This window comes from Photobacterium sp. BZF1 (assembly GCF_014349205.1).
In the GTDB taxonomy this organism is placed as follows: Bacteria; Pseudomonadota; Gammaproteobacteria; order Enterobacterales; family Vibrionaceae; genus Photobacterium.
The window spans coordinates 25,680-45,730 of record NZ_JACSOF010000023.1 but is presented as its reverse complement, the minus strand read 5'-3'; the positions used below and the strand labels follow the sequence as shown (position 1 = coordinate 45,730).

General features: G+C 46.5%; 17 protein-coding genes. 4 read left to right on the top strand and 13 right to left on the bottom strand.

Going from position 1 to position 20,051, the window contains the following annotated elements:
* Window positions 1-5: 5 nt before the first annotated feature.
* The 3 genes from BIZ37_RS07170 to BIZ37_RS07160 all read right to left on the bottom strand — a co-directional run bounded on the left by BIZ37_RS07170 (window position 6) and on the right by BIZ37_RS07160 (window position 2,605).
* A complete protein-coding gene (locus BIZ37_RS07170) occupies window positions 6-935 on the bottom strand; it encodes an ABC transporter permease (RefSeq protein ID WP_187460925.1) in 930 nt (309 codons plus the stop codon).
* A gap of 313 nt (window positions 936-1,248) precedes the next feature.
* Entirely contained in the window at window positions 1,249-1,890 is a 642-nt protein-coding gene (locus BIZ37_RS07165; RefSeq protein WP_187460940.1) for a transmembrane anchor protein, read from the bottom strand.
* Between the two features lie 16 nt (window positions 1,891-1,906).
* On the bottom strand, window positions 1,907-2,605 hold the full coding sequence (locus BIZ37_RS07160; protein ID WP_187460939.1) for a HupE/UreJ family protein: 699 nt from the start codon (window positions 2,603-2,605) through the stop codon (window positions 1,907-1,909).
* A 252-nt stretch (window positions 2,606-2,857) separates the two neighbouring features.
* On the opposite strand from BIZ37_RS07160, the gene BIZ37_RS07155 reads away from it, so the two are divergent.
* Window positions 2,858-3,226, top strand: a complete 369-nt coding sequence (locus tag BIZ37_RS07155) for a DUF2784 domain-containing protein (RefSeq protein WP_255526695.1) — start codon at window positions 2,858-2,860, stop codon at window positions 3,224-3,226.
* On the top strand, window positions 3,223-3,978 hold the full coding sequence (locus BIZ37_RS07150; protein ID WP_187460923.1) for an alpha/beta hydrolase: 756 nt from the start codon (window positions 3,223-3,225) through the stop codon (window positions 3,976-3,978). The genes BIZ37_RS07155 and BIZ37_RS07150 overlap by 4 nt, the downstream gene beginning before the upstream one ends.
* On the opposite strand, the gene BIZ37_RS07145 is transcribed toward BIZ37_RS07150, so the two are convergent.
* Window positions 3,975-4,895, bottom strand: a complete 921-nt coding sequence (locus BIZ37_RS07145; RefSeq protein ID WP_187460922.1) for a LysR family transcriptional regulator — start codon at window positions 4,893-4,895, stop codon at window positions 3,975-3,977. The two genes, BIZ37_RS07150 and BIZ37_RS07145, sit on opposite strands and share 4 nt — an antisense overlap.
* Window positions 4,896-4,992: 97 nt before the next feature.
* Between BIZ37_RS07145 and BIZ37_RS07140 the strand changes: the two genes are divergently transcribed.
* Window positions 4,993-6,069 carry a medium chain dehydrogenase/reductase family protein gene (locus tag BIZ37_RS07140; protein ID WP_187460921.1) on the top strand — a complete coding sequence of 359 codons (1,077 nt, stop codon included), beginning with the start codon at window positions 4,993-4,995 and terminating at the stop codon, window positions 6,067-6,069.
* Here BIZ37_RS07140 and BIZ37_RS07135 read toward each other — a convergent pair.
* The 9 genes from BIZ37_RS07135 to BIZ37_RS07095 form a co-directional block, all read right to left on the bottom strand.
* Complete coding sequence (locus tag BIZ37_RS07135; RefSeq protein WP_187460920.1) at window positions 6,066-6,962, bottom strand: LysR family transcriptional regulator; 897 nt, start codon at window positions 6,960-6,962, stop codon at window positions 6,066-6,068. The genes BIZ37_RS07140 and BIZ37_RS07135 overlap by 4 nt on opposite strands.
* 71 nt (window positions 6,963-7,033) lie before the next feature.
* Window positions 7,034-8,332 carry a BatD family protein gene (locus BIZ37_RS07130; RefSeq protein WP_187460919.1) on the bottom strand — a complete coding sequence of 433 codons (1,299 nt, stop codon included), beginning with the start codon at window positions 8,330-8,332 and terminating at the stop codon, window positions 7,034-7,036.
* Window positions 8,329-10,029: a VWA domain-containing protein gene (locus tag BIZ37_RS07125; protein ID WP_187460918.1), complete on the bottom strand. Its 1,701-nt coding sequence runs from the start codon at window positions 10,027-10,029 to the stop codon at window positions 8,329-8,331. Before BIZ37_RS07125 ends, BIZ37_RS07130 begins: the two co-directional genes overlap by 4 nt.
* A complete protein-coding gene (locus BIZ37_RS07120) occupies window positions 10,022-11,098 on the bottom strand; it encodes a VWA domain-containing protein (RefSeq protein ID WP_187460917.1) in 1,077 nt (358 codons plus the stop codon). Before BIZ37_RS07120 ends, BIZ37_RS07125 begins: the two co-directional genes overlap by 8 nt.
* Window positions 11,091-11,615, bottom strand: coding sequence for a DUF4381 domain-containing protein (locus BIZ37_RS07115; RefSeq protein WP_187460916.1), 525 nt, complete (start codon window positions 11,613-11,615; stop codon window positions 11,091-11,093). The genes BIZ37_RS07120 and BIZ37_RS07115 overlap by 8 nt, the downstream gene beginning before the upstream one ends.
* 2 nt (window positions 11,616-11,617) lie before the next feature.
* A complete protein-coding gene (locus BIZ37_RS07110; protein ID WP_187460915.1) occupies window positions 11,618-12,580 on the bottom strand; it encodes a DUF58 domain-containing protein in 963 nt (320 codons plus the stop codon).
* Between the two features lie 9 nt (window positions 12,581-12,589).
* Window positions 12,590-13,576, bottom strand: coding sequence for a MoxR family ATPase (locus BIZ37_RS07105; protein ID WP_187460914.1), 987 nt, complete (start codon window positions 13,574-13,576; stop codon window positions 12,590-12,592).
* Between the two features lie 120 nt (window positions 13,577-13,696).
* Window positions 13,697-16,018 carry a multiheme c-type cytochrome gene (locus BIZ37_RS07100; protein ID WP_187460913.1) on the bottom strand — a complete coding sequence of 774 codons (2,322 nt, stop codon included), beginning with the start codon at window positions 16,016-16,018 and terminating at the stop codon, window positions 13,697-13,699.
* 99 nt (window positions 16,019-16,117) lie between these two features.
* Entirely contained in the window at window positions 16,118-17,665 is a 1,548-nt protein-coding gene (locus BIZ37_RS07095) for an arylsulfatase (protein ID WP_187460938.1), read from the bottom strand.
* Between the two features lie 369 nt (window positions 17,666-18,034).
* On the opposite strand from BIZ37_RS07095, the gene BIZ37_RS07090 reads away from it, so the two are divergent.
* Window positions 18,035-19,600: an arylsulfatase gene (locus tag BIZ37_RS07090; protein WP_187460912.1), complete on the top strand. Its 1,566-nt coding sequence runs from the start codon at window positions 18,035-18,037 to the stop codon at window positions 19,598-19,600.
* The last annotated feature ends 451 nt before the right edge of the window (window positions 19,601-20,051 follow it).

Below are 20,051 nucleotides of genomic sequence, written 5' to 3'. Positions count from 1 at the left end.
TATTATTAGCTTCTGTTACTTAAACGTGGGTCCAATAGCGCAGCAATGACATCAGCAAGCATGCTGACACTCATATATATAATCACCATGATGACAACATAGGCTTGCAATACAGGATAATCTCGAAAGGTGATTGCATCTAAAGCCATACGCCCGAGTCCTGGCCATGAGAATATTGACTCAACAACTACGGTTCCACCGAGCAACAACGCACAAGACAATCCAAATAGGGTCGATAAGCCCCCCAGTACTGACGGCAGAACATGACGTAAAATAATGGTGCTTTCTTTCGTGCCCCGAGCACGAGCACCAACCACGTATTCTTTGTTCATCTCTTCCTGGATCATGGCTTGAATTTGGCGGGTATATCGCCCAATAAGTGGCAGAGCCAGAGTTAAGGCGGGTAACACAATACTTGATATTGCGTAGGGATCAGTAATCTTAAACCAGTTTAAATTCACCACAAAAGCGATAATCAGCATTAATCCAAGCCAAAAATCAGGAATGGATATTGCGATGAATGCCAAAAGGCGAAATAAAAACTCTCCTCTCGACTCGCGGAATATAGAGCCGACCACACCGAACAGCATAGAAAAAAACACAACAAGAACAATTGCGCTCAAAGCAAGTTTGAATGTCATCACCATTCGATGGCGAACCATATCCATCACCGGCTCACCGGTTTTTAGGGAGATGCCCGCATCGAGTGTTAGTGCACCGCGTAACCACGAGAGATACTGTGCATAAAATGGTTTATCCAGCCCCATAGCTATCTGCATACTTTGCAATGCTTCTTCACTCGGAGAAACACCACGCGCTTCAAAATAAATCTGGGCGGGGTCTCCAGGGCTTAGCCAGGTAAGAAAATAAGTCAACAACGTTGCGGCAAGCACAACCATCGTAAATTCGGCCAGCTTTTTAGCCACAACACTCATAAATCACACACATCCATGGACGAAAAACCTTAGCACTCCATACAAGAAAAGTTATCATTTGGAATGAGAAAGCAATGTTATAACATAACAATACAATGTCCACCGATTTTTGAATTAATTGATGTCAGGGGCTCTGCTGTAGGAAAAAATTGACTGTAAATCAGCATATTTGGATGATTTACGCAACAAAGATGGAGCTTTTAGTTAACCAAAATTAAACCTTGGTCTGATGAAAGGCGGGGAAATATAGATATAAAGATAGGAACCAATTAAATGAATTGCATATTCCACCAAGCTTATAAGGTATAAAATATTAAAGAACTCGCTTAACCTCTACGTATTCTCCGCTCGTCCTTAGAATGACCATCACCGTATTATCGTTACGGTTGCGGAAGAACCAACCATGATTACCAGTAAAAGCAGCGACTAAGTCACCTTGATCACTAGCGACTCCGCGGCCTTTTTTATAACTTGTCGATTTGCCATTGCCATCGCCGTGCTTATCGTAATTGACTACGCCCCCTTTTGCTGTCCATTGAAACTGAGCAGTTTGGCCTTTTGCCATCACTAGTTTCACTTCAGCCCCCTGTCCCGGTTTAAGGGCGAGCATAGTTTTATCCTTCCAGACGGTCTCCGTTGATCTAGCGTTTTGAGAATGTTGCTTCACCGTCTTTAAATCAGGCGTTGCTGATTTGTTTTCAGTGCCTGCCACGATATTAACTACTTCGCTTGCGGCTTTGTCTTCCTCCGCTTCTTTCGCTAATTGCGCTTTAATCTCACCCATTTCCGTTAATCCCAACATCCGCCCTACCCCCGTTGGGTCAATAGCATACTCAGCCGGTAGGATTACAGTGACTAGGAGTATGATGGCGACGCACAATGCAATGATGGTTGAGCGAAGCAGTTGTTTGGTCGTTGGAAGCTCAGCGCGGCTTGGCATATCAGAGTTAAACATCATTAATTCCTTCTTATTACAGAGTGACAATGTAACCAGTTAGTTGGTAACCGATAAGCATAAATCCACAACTCATCATAGCGACATTAAATAGATAAGCTTGACGATAAAAGCGAGTTTGTCTGCGCCAAAATCCCATCACTATCAAAATAGCGCCAAGTGCGAGCAATTGCCCTACTTCCACACCGATATTAAATGCAAGCAGATTGGGAACTAATCCATCAGGAGAGATATCGTATTCGATAATCTTGGACGATAGCCCAAATCCGTGGCAGAACCCAAACAGCAGAGTTGCTAGTTTTGTATTGGGCTGTACACCAAACCAACGTTGAAATGCACCTAAATTATCCATTGCTTTATAAACAACTGATAACCCGATTATTGCATCAATGATGTAGCTGTTGATGCCAATATTAAAATACACCCCAAGCAACATGGTAGATGAATGCCCGAGCGCAAAAAGACTCACATACAGCGCGATGTGCTTCATTTTGTAGAGGAAGAAAACCACACCAAATAGAAAAAGAATATGATCATACCCGGTGACCATGTGTTTAGCCCCCAAATACATAAATGCAATCATGTTGGGGCCGGTAATCTCTTGTATGTACCCCTTGTCTCCTTGAGCTACAGCGTGAGCAAAAGCATCGGTACTGATAAATACGAAGAATCCTAAGATGAGAAGCATCCATTTTTTACTTAGTAGCAAAACCATATGGTTCAGCAACTTTGATTTTCCATGTATGTCGATTAAATTCATCATATTACCAAGTAGTTATTTTCATCTTCTTTGACTCAGCTTGTACTTAGGTGATCAAGCAACTAACAATAATGTTATATTATAACAACTTGGATTGTCAGATTTTTTCCTATCTTAAATCTTTGACCTGTATGTAGTTAACAACTATTGCTTTAGTTAACGCTGCTTGACCAAAGGAAGTAATGACATCTTATGATGTATCGTCTAATGGCAGATCTGGTCGTCATATTTCACCTCTTGTTTATCATCTTCGGGTTGCTTGGAGGCTTGCTAATAATATGGCGTGGCATCTTGGTGGTAATCCATATTCCGGCTGTTCTCTGGGTTTCAGTAGTCAGCTTCAAAGGCTGGATTTGCCCTCTCACCCCGTTGGAAAACCAATTACGGCAAGCGGCAGGTGATGAGGGTTACTCAGGGGGATTTGTCGAACACTATCTTATTCCGGTGATTTACCCACCAACTCTTAGCTTTGATATCCAAGTTGTTTTGGGTTTTGCTGCCTTGACGGTCAATATCGTAATTTATGCGTTCGTCTATTATTGGTATAGACACCGGCAAGGCAGGACGCATGAATGAAAAGTCTTTTGGTTATCATAGTGGTAGGCTACGCCCTCTTCTTTCTGACTTTTTGTTCCCTACAACGTCAGTTTCTCTACTACCCACAGCCTGCCAGTAATATCTATGGTGAAATGAACATCCACTTTACTGTAGATGGTGAAAAGCTATCCGGCTGGGTCGTCAATGAAGGGCAACCTAAGGCATTAATCTACTATGGCGGGAATGCAGAAAACATCGAAGCCAACATCCCTTTCTTCAAAGCGGTACTCCCTGAGTATACCGTCTACCTGATCCCATACCGTGGGTATGGTAACAATCCCGGAACGCCGACTGAAGCTAGCTTATATAACGATGCAGTGCAGATTTTTGAGGCGCTACAAAACCAGCATCAATCTGTCTCGTTAATGGGCCGCAGCCTTGGTTCGGGTATCGCCACATACGTGGCAGCCAACCGGCAAGTGGACAAGCTTATCTTGGTAACCCCTTTCGATAGCATTGAAAATGTTGCCAAGGACATTTATTGGATGTTCCCTGTTTCCTGGTTTATCAAAGACAGATACCACTCATCGAACAGAGCCAAAGAAATTACCGCCCAAACCTATATTTTCATTGCCGGAAAGGATCAGGTGATATCCCGCTCAAGAACCGATCAGCTAATAGCTGAGTTTGGCGAACAGCTGCAAGAAGTCATCGTTATCGACAATGCTGGCCACAACACGATTTCACAATACCCGGAATATACATCAGGGCTGAAGCGTGCATTGGACTAGTTTGAAAACAGTTCTTGGATAAACCCCTTCAACCAGGCCATCGCCGGATCGTTATCATAAGCTACATGCCAACCCAAGTAGAGCTTGAAGCCGCTCGCTTCAAATGGCAGTTCAAACTTGTCTAAATCCTTTGAGTAAAAGTCAACTAGTCGAGATGGTAGCGTGCAGACGTAATCAGAACTCTTCAGCAATTCATAGACAGAGGTAAATTGAGTAACCGACATCGCAATGTTTCTTCTTTTACCGTGCTTGAGCAATTGCTCATCCATGTAGCCAAAAAAACTCCCCCCCGATGTAGACACCAATAAATGCTTGAGTTCACAGTATTCATCAATATCTAGCTCTTTTGCCCCTCGAGGGTGACCCTTCCTTTGCGCCATCACAAAGGTTTCTTCGAATAAGGTCACGGCTTTTGCGTCGAGAGGAATAGCCCGCTCAGAGGCTATCACTAAATCAACAACCCCTTTGTCCATCAACTCATTGAGGTTGCTGGTTTTATTATGGAAAGCAATTTGTACCTTGTCGCCAAGCTCTGCAAACGCACGGCTAGCCAATTTATGGCTAATGACAGCCAGCGGGTAGTCAGAAATTGCAATATTGAATACTCGTTCATCAGTGCGAGGGTCAAAAGAGCGCCCCTCGTTAACCAAAATATCCAAATCCCGAAGGATGCGTTTTATCGGTGCCCGCAGTTCCTTTGCCTTGGAGGAGGCAATCATCCCTCGCCCGCTCGCTGATGGAACAAGCAGAGGATCAGCAAAGATATCCCTAAGTTTTGCCAACTGTGTGGAGACGGAAGACTGGCTAAGGTTCAACCGTTTGGCGGCATTGGTCACGTTGTTTTCATCAAGTAACACGTCCAGCGAAGTTAACAAGTTGAAATCAATACGTCTTAGCTTGTCGGTTAACTTTGTCATCGTAAATTACGATACCTATTATCAATAAGTTCAATTTTTAAGATACCCGCTGGCAGCCTACTATTCAAATGTCCGCTGAATAGCTTGAGGAACAACCATGCTAGATGTAAAACTTCTTGATACTGAACAACCGATTAAAACTGTCGAAAGTGAAATCCCACGAGCTAAACGAGGCGGTGTCGTGGTGAAAGTCGAAGCCACTCCCCTGCTAAGTTACACTCAGAATTATCTACAGGGAAATCTGCCTTACATGCTGCCGCCAATGCCCTTTACGCCGGGTACTAACGCTATTGGTACAGTTCACGAGGTAGGTGAAGGCGTGATTGGTCTGCAGGTTGGTCAACGTGTTGTTGTTGATTGTAATTGGGTAAAAGACGAAGGCGTTGAAAACCCCGAGCGTATATTAATAGGTCTAACAGGCATCACAGCGGGCAGCGGTCCCATGCTTGAGGACTATCCGAACGGTACCTGGCGTGAGTACGGCGATTTTCCTGCCTCAGTCGTGATGCCAATCGATAATACTGATGGTATTGGCTCTTCGACCCTAGCAGCTATTGCAAAGCTAATTGTGCCTTTTGGTGGTTTGCGCCGAATGGAACTAAAAGCGGGTGATACCGTCATCATCAATGGTGCCAGCGGGTACTTTGGCTCTGCAGCGGCATTACTTGCCATCTCTATGGGAGCTAATGTAATACTGACAGGTCGCAGTCAGGATAAACTCGAGAAAATCGCATCTGCAATTCAAGCCCCTGTAGAGCGTTATCGTGTTGTCGCCCAAACAGGTAACTTGGAAATGGATGTTGCCGCATTGAAGCAAGCTTTTGGTAATGGTGCCCATAAAGCGCTTTGCATGGTGGGCCAAGCCAAGGATTCACACAGCACCCTCGCCAGCCTTAATGCCCTCAATTTTGGCGGTCAATTGGTGTTAATGGGAAGTGCCTCGGCGCCACTGAGCATTGATTACAACCAAATGCTCGTCAACAACTGGGAGATAAAAGGTAATTTCATGTATACCAAAGAAGATTACCTTGCTCTCATCACTATGGTGAAATCTGGACTGGTCGATCTAAACACTATTCCCGTGCAACAGTTTTCGCTTGGTGATATCGAAAGTGGTATCGAGGCAGCGAAAACGCTTCAAGGGCTTGATAGTGTCATCCTAACGCTTAACTAAACTTTGACCACTTTAAACAGCAACTGCCTCAGCCAGCGATGACCGGTTTCAGTCGTCCGGCTGGGGTGCCAAATTGCGCAAAGGTCGTAAATATTCTCACCAAACGGCAACGGTAATGCCTTGATGTCATAAAGCTCAGAAAAAGACTCAATGGTTGATTTGGGCAAGATACCAATCATGTCCGAACCGGCAATGATCGGCAACATTTCAACAGCACCTGGAGCCCTTACGATAATATTGCGCTGATCAAGTTCCGGGATATCTTCGGCATTCAATAAACTGCGGCGGGCATGCCAACGGGCGACCACAACATGATCTTCCGCCAAAAACTGATCGATACTGATCGAATCTGACAACCGTGGGTGATGTTTGCAGCAAACAACACTGAGTTCTTCAGAATAAAGTACTTGGGATTTAAGTAAACTGCGACCTCTCGGTGGCATATCAATCACTAAATCATAGCGCTGTAGGCGCAAATCCGACTCCATGTCTTCAGTAAATAACGGATGGATTTCGAATGCGATATTCGGCGCCTCCAAACGCACTTGCTCTATCAGTGCAGGGATGATGCTGTAACTGGCGACAGAAACACAGGCGATCGAAAAGATCCGTTTTGATGTTTTGGGATCAAACTCCCTTGAAGCCGAAAGCGTCGAACTAAAGTTCTTAAATGAAGCGGCTAAGGCAGGGTAAATATCGCTGGCAAACGCCGTCGGTTCCACCCCACTGGCGTTGCGATGAAATAAAGGATCATCATAAATTTCACGCAGGCGCTTTAGTCCTTTACTCACCGCAGGTTGGCTAACATCCATCCTCACAGCCGCTTTGGAAAGGCTTTGCTCTTCATACACGGCTACAAAAATAGGAATCAGGTTTAAATCAGTGCTTTTCATTTTTAGCTGTCATTTATCATCATTCTTATGCTATTTATCATAGGCATTATTTTTCAATAAGTTAAAGTAAACTAGCCTTCCTTGTGACCCTTATCTAACTTAGGTAGCGCTTTGGGTAGCCTTAACCCATTACGAGCGCCCTTCTTACCGCTGATCATCTTCCACATCTTATGGAAGACGTAAGCTTTTTCTGCACCGGTTTGGACTTGAAGACTGGTTTTCAACCAAGCTTTATCACTATCAGCTTTGCCCATCTCCAAATGATCGGTTGAGACACGTAAGTATCGGTACAACTGTGCCCTCGCCTTCGACCACTCACCTTTTCTAACTTCTAATCCAAACAACAACCATGGCGGTGTTGGATGTCTTTGGTAGTAGCGCCGACCTGCCAGGAAAGCGACAAGAACGATGACTACAACGACAAAGACATTGACTAAGCTACGTGCATTGGCCTTTACAAAAGAAGCTGGGGTATGGCGAGCATGAAATAGTTTCCCAGCAAGAGTAACAGTTTCAAGCTTATTGGTTTTGGCATTCCACCATTGGAACTGGTGCTCTGGTAATTTGAAATCACCGCCTTGCTGAATCATATATACCGTTTCTTCCACACGGTTAGATTGATAATCGCCACGAGTTTGCGTGTCATCCAATCGATGAGGTTGCGGATAGGCCTGGAAGTAAGGCGATGAATCGCTTTTCAACAGGTTCGGCAGCAACACTGAAAGGCTATCTTGAGCATTGACAGTGACTTTGCGTGTTATGGCATCGCCAACTTTCAGGTCTTCGCTTGATTGCGCCCACTCTTGCTTTACATCGACACTTGTCGCAGTGAACCAAGGCGTATCTTCACTGAGCAAACCTGAAGGTAAACTAACATCAAAGGTCAGTGGTTGAGTATATAAAGTACCTGCTACATTGCTGCCATCTGGTGCTGAGACCTGCACGTTCACAGCGAGCGGCGGCACTTTGTAGGCACCTGATTTAACTGGGTACAAGGTGATTTCCCACCGTTGCCGCGACCAGGTTTGCCCGCCTTTTCGCTCGGTATAATTAGTTGCCAACTGGTTGCGCTGCTTAGCAATCACATTGGGGATTTCTACCGATTCAATTCGGGTGCCCCCGGTAAACCAGCGCGGGGTGGCGACCTCGACATAAAGAATGATCTGTTCATTGACACTAAAACCGGACGAAGAATCGCCTACCTTTCTGTCGCTGTTACCTTCCTGTTGCGAGTCGCCTAACCAGGCTTTTACTTCTACATCATTACTGCTCTGTAATTGATCAATAGTGACAGCGTAACTTTGAAAATTGACTAACGACAACACTAAGCCAAGCCACAACGTCAAGGAGGTGAAATATTGTGTTCTCATTGTTGCACCTCCGAGGACGGCACGTTGCTATTTACATCATTGAGCTGAATTTGAAATTTAGCCCGCAAGAAATACTTTGGATCGGCCTCTACCCTTTTTAGCCATTTGTCAGCCAGTTCATCACTACCTAGAATTTCGTTGGCATTCAGTGTGTCTTTGATCATGAGTTCTGCAGCGGTTTTTTCATCGGCCCCATCAGCTGTCCTCGGTTTGTCATCACTCAGCTCGAAGGACTCCTCTGGCCCGTCAGTCGTTCCAGCCTGACTTTCACTGGTGCGGTTGATTTCTTCAACGATACCGCCAATCACCTTGAGATTATGTTCAACGTCAGGCCGCAGTGAAGGGTCAAGCGATGGCTTGTCAGCCAAAGACTGGAGCAAGTCCCTGGCTGCAAGGTATTCACGTTGCCTTGCCAAAGCACTCGCCGCGTTATACAAGCCAAAGTCACTGTCCATTTGTAAAAATGCACGGTGGGCCTGCTTGTATTCACTGGCATAGTAATAGGCTGTCCCTTTCCTTAGCGGGTCAACGAAATGCTTCGCAGCCTCTAAGTATTCCCCTTTATTGAATAGTCGCTGGCCTTGCTGATCTGGGGTTAACCACAAATCCCACCACCATTGGGTTGTTCTGTCCCAGGCTGTCACCTCTGCAATGGGCTCAGTGGTTTGCGCTTTTGACACAACGATAGTTTCAGCTTTAACAACGGGCGTAATGAACAGGCTTCCACTCAACGTCATCACCACGCACCATTGCACCAACCAACCTTTGCGGAACCAAAGTAACATTACCAGCGCAATAGGTAACAACAGTTGATAACCCATGTCCTGCCATGGCATTGACGATTCACCGTTGAGCTGCATATTACGCTCAACAGAACGATTGAGTTGCTCGATATCGCTACTATCGACAGTAGCTTCAATGAATCGGCCGTTTGTATCGCTAGCAAGTTGCTTAAGTGAATCAAAATCTGCTGGCGCATCACTGACGACATCTCGGTTACCTGCACCCAATATCATCAGTTGATAAGGCTTATCCGCAAAATAGTCTTTAAAAGCTGTAGCAGTATTTGGGGTTACACCATCAGATACCATCAAGACTGTTGAACCGGGCCTACCTTGCAGTAACTGATCGATAAGTGGCAGAGCCTGTTCGGCGAACTTACCCTCGACAGGCATGATTTCAGGGGATATGGCCGCTAATATCGGTTCAAACACCTTGGTATCTTGGGTCATTGGCATAGCTACATGAGCGGTTCCTGCATACACCACCAAACCTGTGCTACCACCTTGACGAAGGGCTAATAAGTCACGCACTTTATGCTTCGCCCGCTCTAATCTGCTTGGGGGTAAGTCTTTCTCTAACATAGATTCGCTGCTATCAAGCAACACCAGCATTGAGGCTTTATCCTCACCAAATGGTGAAGCTTGGCGCTGCCATGTTGGCCCGGCACAAATCACTATCGCAATCGCGATAATTGCCATCAGTAACTTAAGCGGCAGTTGTTTACTCCAACCTTTTTCCCCTATGGTCAACACATTTCGCAGGTGATCAGGCAGCACATCTTTCCAAGAAGGCTGGTTATCTTCCCGCCAACGCAGCCACAATAAAAAACCCATAGGAACAAAAGCCAACAACCACATTGGTCTAATGAAATGAAATTGCGATATCACCTGTTGCAGATTCAAACTATCAAACATGGTTTCCCTCCGAGGCGGCTTCTTTTGGCTCTGCTCCAGAGTTCCAATGCTTACGACTGTTCCTTCGTCGATTGAGTGTTGCCAACGAGAATGCAACCAAGTACATCACAACAACAACCGCAATCAGATAATGGTGAATACTTTGCTTAGGGCGGTACGTTGAACTTTCATAGAGTTGAGGCTCAAGTTTGCCAATCTCTTCATAAGCGGCAGACAGCGCCTGACGATCAAGAGCAACAAAAGCCTGCCCGCCAGATTCTTGGGCAACACGGTTGATAGTGTCCATATCGAGCGCCGTTTCACCCACTGTTTGAGGGTCACCCATTGCAATCATATGGATCCGCAAACCTTTTGCCTTGGCAACCTTTGCGGCTTCAATCGGCTCCACAAAACTATCGGTATCATTACCATCGGTAAGCACGATGGCGACTTTCTCCCTATCTTCGTCACCTTTTTCCTGGTGGCTTTGATCAAACACTTTAATAGCTAATCCCATCGCATCACCTAAATGGGTACTCTGACCTGTCATGGCGACTTCAGTTTGGTTCAGCAACGCCAGCCACACATCCTGATCGGCGGTAAACGGTGTTTGCAAAAATGCTGCGTCGCCAAACAAAATCAAACCCAAACGATCACCCTCTCGGGTTTTGACAAAATCTGCCAGCACCTCTTTTACGGCATCGAGACGAGAGACTTTTTGACCTGATGCCGAGGTAAAATCTTGCTCGGCCATTGATCCTGAAAGATCCACCAACACCATGACATCTCGACCAAAGCTCTCCCTTACCTGGGGAGAACCCAAAATAGTTGGTTTGGCTAACGCAATAATAATCAGCACCCAGGAAATCACTAAGGTCATACGCTGCCACCAAGATGGCATTAACTGATTAGCTCCTGTTGAAGGGGTTTCACCCAACGCCTCTATCAACTGGCTGAAAAAAGGCACTTTAATCGCGCTCTGCTTGGTGCGATAAGCTGGAACAAAATAGACAACCAACAGTGGTAGTGGTAAAGCCAAAAACCACCAAGGATGAATGAACTCCAAATCGATCAGAGAAAAGTTAAACATGACGCCCTTCTCCCTTCGAAATGCGAAGCTTTTTCTGGCTTTGGTGTACCATCATCCAATTCAACACTTTCTGTTGTAAGCTTGCTCGCTCGTCAGTATTCAATACCGTTGCTGGATCAACCAAAGACTGTGTCCATTTCTGACCGAGGACGCCATCAAATGTATCTTTACCATCCCCCAAACAGTCAATCTGACGCAGTAATGAAGTTCCAAATAACTTGCCATTGGCAGGGTCTAAATACACCAGCACAATTTTTACAATCGAATACAAGCTATCTTCAAAACTCTGATCATTAAGGTTGAGGTTATTTATCGCACCTATTGCCTCAGTGCGATAACGGTTCTGCCACCAAGTTTGAAGCCGGCGATAAACGAGGAAGACAGCCAGAATCAACAAACCAACGGTGAGAATTTTCCAGCCAATTGTCTGAGGCATCCAGCTGACGCTATCAGGGACGGTGACATCATGGAGCTCACGCAGTATGTACGTGCTCGGCGGCGAATGTTCAATGCTCATGGTTATTGTCTCCCAACAAGTCGCTGGAACTGACTAATGTGGGAACCAGACGTATCCAACTCAATAAACGGAAGGCTTTTCAATGCCATCAACCGAGTGAGTGACTGGCGAGTAAGCAAGCTTTGCTCAGCTAAACTGGCACTGGCACTGGCAATTTTCTCCTGTGAGTCCAGCGTCAGCTGATATTGCCCGTCCCCGACCACCCAATTGGATTTGGCGAGTTCATCCGGTAAGGTCTGCTCGAGAGGATCATTGACCATCACCGCCAATACATCATTGTGCATTTGGAATTGTTTGAGCAGATCAAGGTGCTGCTCTTCGCAGTCTCGCCAGTCGGTAATAAATACCAAGGTCGACTGGGATAAATTCATTCGTTTGAGTTGCTCAAGCCACAGCGAAAAACTCACCTTGTCACTATTGGTAGAATCAACATTGAGTTGCTGGTTGGCCTTGGCTAGTAGTTTTAGCTGCGCCATAAACGCATGCTGGGAACGTTGAGATTTGCTGTGGTAGATCTTGTCAGTTGAAGCGATAACAACACCAATGCGATCGCCATCTTTGAGCACTCGCCAACCACACATGGCAGCAATTTCTGCGGCAATGACAGATTTCATCACCTGAGTTGACGAGAAAAACATCTGACTGCGCTGGTCGACGCAGATAATGACATTGCGATCTTTTTCTTCGGTATAACTGCGGACATGCGGCTTCCCCGTTCGTAGCGTCACCTTCCAGTCCAGATTACGAATATCATCGCCAAGTTGATAATGACGCAATTCTTCAAAATTCAGCCCACGTCCCCGAAACAGAGAATTATGACGGCCCGACAAAACGCTACCGGCTTTAAGGTGCGGTAATAGGCTAAACGTATTTATCTGGGACTGAAGACGCACCAAACGGGAGTAATCGCAATAAATACGGCCATCGAGCCCGGCAGGCTGTGGGGCAATATTAGGCTTTGCCATAATCCCCCCTTAACCGATTTCTACGTGATCGAGCAACTCTTCAACTATCTGTAAGTGGCTGATCCCATCAGCTAACGCATCATAGCTAAGCGTGAAACGATGCCCGAGCACCATTGGTGCCATGGCACGAACATCGTCCGGCAACACATGATCTCGACCTTGTAGCCAAGCATATGCCCGGGCACATTTATCCAAGGCAATAGAGGCTCGAGGGCTTGAGCCAACTTCAATCCATGTCGACAGGCTTGAGTCGGGGTAGCGCTCTGGCTTTCGGGTCGCCATTACTAGGGCAACAATGTAGCGTTCAACCAAATCGGAGACCGCCACGTCCGGTAGTTGGCGGCGGGCTTCAAGGACAATATCGGTTTCAATATACGGCTGTGACTGGTCTACGGTGCCTGATTCACCTGTCCCCAGTTCCTCACCTCGAACTAGGCGAATAATATCAAGCTCGGCGTCATCCTCTGGGTACTCAACCGTTACCTTCATCATAAAGCGGTCCATCTGCGCTTCCGGTAGCGGGTAGGTCCCCTCTTGCTCCACCGGGTTTTGCGTCGCCAGTACCATGAACAATTCCGGTAATTGATGGGTTGTATCGCCGACAGTGATCGTCCCTTCTGCCATGGCTTCTAGCAATGCCGCCTGCACTTTAGCTGGCGCCCGGTTAACTTCATCAGCGAGGACAATGCTGTTGAAAATGGGGCCCTGTTGGAAGTGAAGTTGCGGTTTGCCATCGAGATCTTGATAGATCTCTGTGCCGGTCACATCCGAAGGCAGCAGGTCAGGGGTAAATTGGATTCGACCAAATTCTGTATTGAGCAGTGTGGCTAAAGACTTCACCGAACGGGTTTTCGCTGTTCCAGGTAAGCCTTCTAACAAAATATGACCATTGGCCAGCAAGCCTATCACCAGTGCTTCAACGACATGGCGCTGGCCGATAACACTTTTTTCAGTTTGCTCAATCAGCTGATTAATAGCCTGCTGTGCTTGGTTCATAGATTCCCTCACCTACTTAGGTTTTAGTATTTTATGACCTTTATCGTACCCATAATCCCGATAACTATTAGTTATATTAGCCATTACATCCGCAGGACTTTTCATGGTTTCAATTTACTGTCAGCCCCTAATCAGAGCTTTCAACTGGCTGACTATTTCAGGTGGCACCATCTTGCCAAGTTGCTGGGTACAACCTTCAAATGCCGCAGCCACTTCTCCTATTTGGTAATTTCGAGCCAAGACCTCACACTGGGCGTAAAGGTGCTGTGGGTTACCACTGAGTTCAAAGGCTGTATTGATAGCCTTGCTGGCTGCCAGCACATCGGTTTTTTCCAACGCTAAACCGTAGACATACCAGTAATGGGAATTACCCTCTGCCATTTCAGCTGCCCTTTTCAACAAAGACTTGGCTTGTTGCATCTCGCCAGCACGCAAATAAGCCAACCCTGCGCTGTAGGGTAACGCGCTGTCATTTGGCTGAGCTTTCATACCCTGTTGCAACACCTCTAAGGCTAAGCCTTCTTCATTTTGGCTCCGGTACAAGTCAGCCAGATTGACATAACTATTGGCAAAATATGGCTCAATCCCTATTGCCCCTTGATACCAAGAGACAGCTTCGTCAACGTCCCCCATTGCACGATAAACATTACCTAGGTTTGTTCTGCCAAACCCTCTATCTGCATTGAACTGTTGAATTTCGATATATTCTTGCAATGGCTTGTTCAGGCTATCTTTTTGCTGAAGATTCATCTGAGGCCAGTGCACAACCAAAGCCGCTGCAGTTTCTGTCCGTACCGACAACACCGGGTCAGTTAGCAATGGAGATAATATCTGCCAACGCTCCGGCCAACCGTAACCGGAGGAGCCTTCAATTGCCCCCAATCGTATTAACTCGCTGTCATGTTTGACCGCTCTTGCCAACGCCACCAAGGTGTTCTGTCCGGTATTTCCTGCCATACGTAACACTGCAGAGGCACGGATAATGTCGCTTAAGCTCGAATCTTGCGCTGTGTATGAGAGTGCATCGGGTGCGGCTTTATGGCCAATGCTGTCGGCATAGAATGCAACACCGAAGTGCTGTTGGTTGCGGTACGTTGAGTTCGGAAAATGCTTGGCAAGCGTTTTGTCAGCCCATTGATCTGTTTTCTCTTCATGGCACCCAGTACACACATTAGGGGTGTTGATGTGCTTGCTGATATCCGGCCGTGGGATATGCCAACTGTGATCCCGTCTGGGGTCAATTTGCATATAGGTGGTTTCTGGCATGTGACAGGTAGTGCATTTAGCTGCTTCTGTCCCTTCTGAGTGAAGCGTATGTTTGCTGGAAGTGTATTCTGGTGATACATGGCACTGACTACAAACCGCTTCTTCAGGAATCTTCAGTTTTGCAGAATGTGGCTCATGGCAATTGGTGCAGGTTACCCCTTTCTCTGCCATACGGGATTGTAGAAAAGAACCGTATACATAGTCTTCATCATATATTTGGCCATCATGGTAATACAGCTCTGGGGTGATCAAGCTGAGCCGGTATTTATCGAGGAAGGAGCCTTTGACATGATCCGCTGTCTCGTTAAGTTGGGTACGGCGACTATGGCATTGCGCACAGGTTTGTATTTGGTCTGTCGGCTTTATAGTGGCCGGTTGCAGGGTTTTATGGCCTTCTTTAGCAACCCATTGTTTAACCGACACAGTCAGATCACGCTCGAACCCCATCAGTCCATCTGAATGTAATGCAGGCTTAGCACCATCGTGCTCTGTGACATAATCGATGTGCCCACTGGCAGGCCCGTGGCAAGCTTCACAGCCTACATTGATTTCTGACCATGTCGTTTGGTAACTATCCGCCTTGGTATCGTAGTTTTTCTTTAGGTTGGTTGAGTGGCAATCGGCGCACATAAAGTTCCAATTTTGCCCAGTGTTGGTCCAATAGAATTCATCTACTGGCGTGGTATCCGGGTATAGGTGAAACCAACGTTGCCCTCCTTTTTCTGGTGGACGAGAGTCCCACGCAAAGGGAATTAACTGAATACGGCCATCAGGAAACTCGACCATATATTGCTGTAGGGGATAAACGCCAAAGGTATAGCTAATTTTGAAGTCAGAGAATTGCTGATCTGCACCCGCTATATTGACCCAATACTCATCACCCTTTCTGAAAAAACGATTGGATTTACCCTTGTGTTCGAGTTTTTGATCGGAAAAGTTAGCCATTACTGACTCAGGCGTCGCATGCTTCATCGCCATTTCATGATGGGAACCCCGCCACGCTTTTACCTGCTCGGTATGACAATCAACGCAAGCTCCACTGCCAACGTACTCAATGGATTGAGCAGTTGCATTATCAACGGTAAATCCTGATACGAATAAAACAGCAAAACAGTTAACAACGAAGTTGTTGAGTTTGAATTTGCAAAGCCAATCCCATTGAAACAACCGTGCCATAGCCTTCCTTGAAGAATGATATCCCTGCAATAAAGATAGTGTATAGAGGCGATAAAGGGCTCCGAAGAGCCCTAAACATTCGTATTTAAATTCAGTACCTTATTTATTTGTTGGCTGTTGAAGTTTTTCCATTACCTGATCAAGCGAGAAACTTGCTGCTTTCTGCCTTGGTGGGAACTCCTTGAAGGTTTCAAGGAACTTGGCCACATAGGCTTGCGCTGGCACTAGCATAAAGGCACGGTCAAGCATCCAGTCGTAGTAAGTGTTAGAGGTAATGTCAGCGACCTCATAAGGGTCCATCCTCAAGTTGAAGATTTTAGGGACGCGAAGTGGAGTGAATGGTTCAGCCCAAATACGCAGTGTCCCTTTGGCACGCTGCTCTAAGAATACGATCTTCCAGTTGTTGTAGCGAAGCGAACTCAAATCACCGTCATCGGTAAAATAGAACACTTCTTCACGAGGCCCTTTTTCCACTTCTCCTATCAGGTATGGCAGGAAGTTGTAGCCATCAAGGTGTACTTTGAATTTCTTATCACCGGCTTGGTAGCCTTCCAGAAGCTTCTCTTTGATCTTGTCATCACCAGCGGCTGCAAGGAAAGTCGGCATCCAGTCCATATGGTGCATGATCTCATTCGATACACTTCCCGGTTCAATCTTACCAGGCCAGCGCACCATGGCTGGTACCCGGTATGCCCCTTCCCAGTTGGTATTCTTCTCACCACGGAATGGCGTCAGACCGGCATCAGGCCAGGAGTTCATGTGCGGGCCGTTGTCGGTCGAATAGAAAACGATGGTATTGTCCTTGATACCAAGATCATCCACTTTCTTCAGTAGCTCACCGACATGGTTATCATGCTCAACCATACCGTCGGCGTAAAAGCTGATCCCCGTTTTGCCTGAGTTCGCTTCTTTGACATGGGTACGGAAGTGCATACGAGTCGCGTTCCACCAGACAAAGAAAGGCTTCTCGGCTTTCACCGCGCGATCCATAAAGTCCAGCGCAGCCTCTAGGGTCTCGTCATCCACCGTCTCCATCCGCTTACGGGTTAGCGGGCCGGTGTCTTCAATCTTACCGTCGGCATAAGATTTGATCACACCGCGCGGACCAAATTTCTTACGAAACTCTGGGTCTTTAGGATAATCAACATTTTCCGGCTCTTCCTCCGCGTTAAGGTGGTAGAGGTTACCGAAAAATTCATCAAAACCATGGTTGGTTGGCAGGTGTTCGTCTTTATCACCAAGGTGGTTCTTACCAAACTGACCGGTCATATAACCCAGCGGTTTAAGCAACTCTGCGATAGTGGCATCTTCCGCTTGCAAACCGAGATCAGCACCAGGAAGCCCGACTTTACTCAACCCGGTTCTCAAAACAGTTTGCCCAGTAATAAACGTTGAACGACCAGCGGTACAGGATTGCTCACCATAGTAATCGGTAAACATCATCCCTTCTTTGGCAATACTGTCTATGTTCGGAGTGTGATAACCCACTAACCCAAATGTGTAGGCACTGACATTGGTTTGTCCGATGTCATCACCCCAGATAACTAAAATATTGGGTTTCTCTGCTGCGATACTACTGCTTGCAGCACCGACCAGCAGTGTTGCAAGTATCATTATTCGGCTTTTGAAGCCTTTTCTCGCTGTCATATAAACCTCAGTCACTAAGTTAAAATGGCGTCCTGCAACAAAAATTAATAGCTCACTGTGGGTAGTTCCGCGACCTGTACCACTCAAAATTAAGTATTTTTCTGCGATTAAAATAATCCGAAGCAGTGCCTTAAGACCAACCTTGCCTGCGTGTTTACCTGTGACGATCATCACAGTCGAAGTCGAATCTGACCTACTCAAAATTAATTAAAATCCCCGATAAAACAGAATATTAGCTGACGTAATTAACAAAAGGTTATAACTGCTATAAAGCGACAAAGCCCCTTAATTGCCAGTAACTTAGCCACCAACAACAAATAAGCACCTTGCGTGCAGGTAAAAAACTCTCTTAATTTGAACGGAGTTACTATGGCAAACCAAGTAAGTAAACTGGCTGTCGGCCTTGGGGTTCTCGCGACCTCGAGCGCTGCTGTTGCAGCAGACAAGCCGAACATTTTGGCGATTTTCGGTGACGATGTAGGTTACTGGAATATCAGTGCGTATAACCAGGGCATGATGGGTTATGAAACCCCAAACATTGACCGTATCGCCAATGAAGGTGCACTGTTTACTGATCACTATGGCCAACAATCTTGTACCGCTGGTCGTGCATCATTCATCACTGGCCAAGAACCGTTCCGTACCGGTTTGCTAACCATTGGTATGCCTGGCTCTACTCACGGTATCCCTGATTGGGCGCCGACCATTGCTGACCTGCTGAAAGAGCAAGGTTACATGACCGCACAGTTTGGTAAAAACCACTTGGGCGATCAGGATCAGCACCTTCCGACAGCCCACGGTTTCGATGAGTTCTTCGGTAACCTCTACCACCTCAACGCGGAAGAAGAGCCTGAAACTTACTACTACCCGAAAGATCCTGAGTTCCGTAAGAACTACGGTCCTCGCGGTGTAATCAAGTCTTACGCTGACGGTAAGATTGAAGATACCGGCCCGATGACCCGTAAGCGTATGGAACATGCCGATGAGGAGTTCCTTGAAGAATCACTCGCCTTTATGGAAAAGGCGGTAAAAGCCGATAAGCCTTTCTTCATTTGGCACAACACTACCCGTATGCACGTTTGGACGCGCCTACAAGAGAAGTACCAAGGCAAATCGGGCATCAGTATTTATGCTGATGGCATGTTGGAGCATGATGACCAAGTCGGTATCTTGCTCGACAAACTAGACGAGCTAAAAATTACCGATAACACCATCGTAATTTACTCAACCGACAACGGTGCTGAAACCGTGACTTGGCCTGATGGCGGTGCTACACCATTCCACGGTGAAAAAGGCACAACATGGGAAGGCGGTATGCGTGTTCCTCAGCTTGTTCGCTGGCCGGGTGTAATCGAACCGGGTTCACGTATCAATGAAATGATGGCTCACCAAGACTGGCTACCAACTCTGATGGATGCTGCTGGTGTGCCAGATGTGAAGGAAAAACTGGCTGAAGGCTACACAGCCAACGGTAAAGACTGGCGTGTTCACATCGATGGCTACAACTTCAAACCTTACTTCGAAGGTAAAGAAGACAAAGGCCCTCGTGAGTCTCTACTCTACTTCTCAGCTAACGGTGAGCTAAACGCGGTTCGCTGGAACGACTGGAAACTGAACTTCGCCGTGATGGAAGGTAACATTTCTGATGCTGTTCGCTTCGAGCAGAACTGGCCACAGATCATCCACCTTCGTGCTGACCCATTCGAAAAAGCACCACACGAGTCTGGTATGTACCTTCGCTGGATGGCTGACAACATGTGGTTGTTCGTACCAATTCAGGACGTAATCGGTGATTTCTTCAAGACCCTGCCTGATTACCCAATGCAGCAAGGCCAATTGATGAACCCTGCGTCGATCAATTACCAATCCCTTGGCCTGCAAGGCAAGATGCAACAACTTGACGCCCTACAGCAGAAAGTTGAGACAATAAAGTAACTGTGCTTCCTTTTGGATAAAACCAAAACGCCCGCCATTCTATGAATGCGGGCGTTTTCTATTTTCTTGTGATTTGGGTTTGGGTTGGGAGCTTTGGTAGTGGTCGACAAACCTATCCCTCACACTGCGAAGATGGTTGGCGCTTTTCCTTTGCACAATCTCACGGATCCTTCTGTTATCCAAGCTCAAAGCTTGAACTCCGCATTACAGTAGCTGCAGCGATATATACTCTTGTAGAGCAAACGCTGCCACCAGCGCCTCTTCACTTTTACCACTATTTTATGTTTGCATGATTCATCCATCACCATCGCCTGCTTTTGTCATACAAGGCGGAAAAGTATAGGAACAGAGCTCGTTTCGTTAAACCGTTAATATGGAAACCCATCGTTTCACTTTATGGAACAGTAAACCCTACAGACTCTGATAAAATAGAACTAACAACCATTATCAT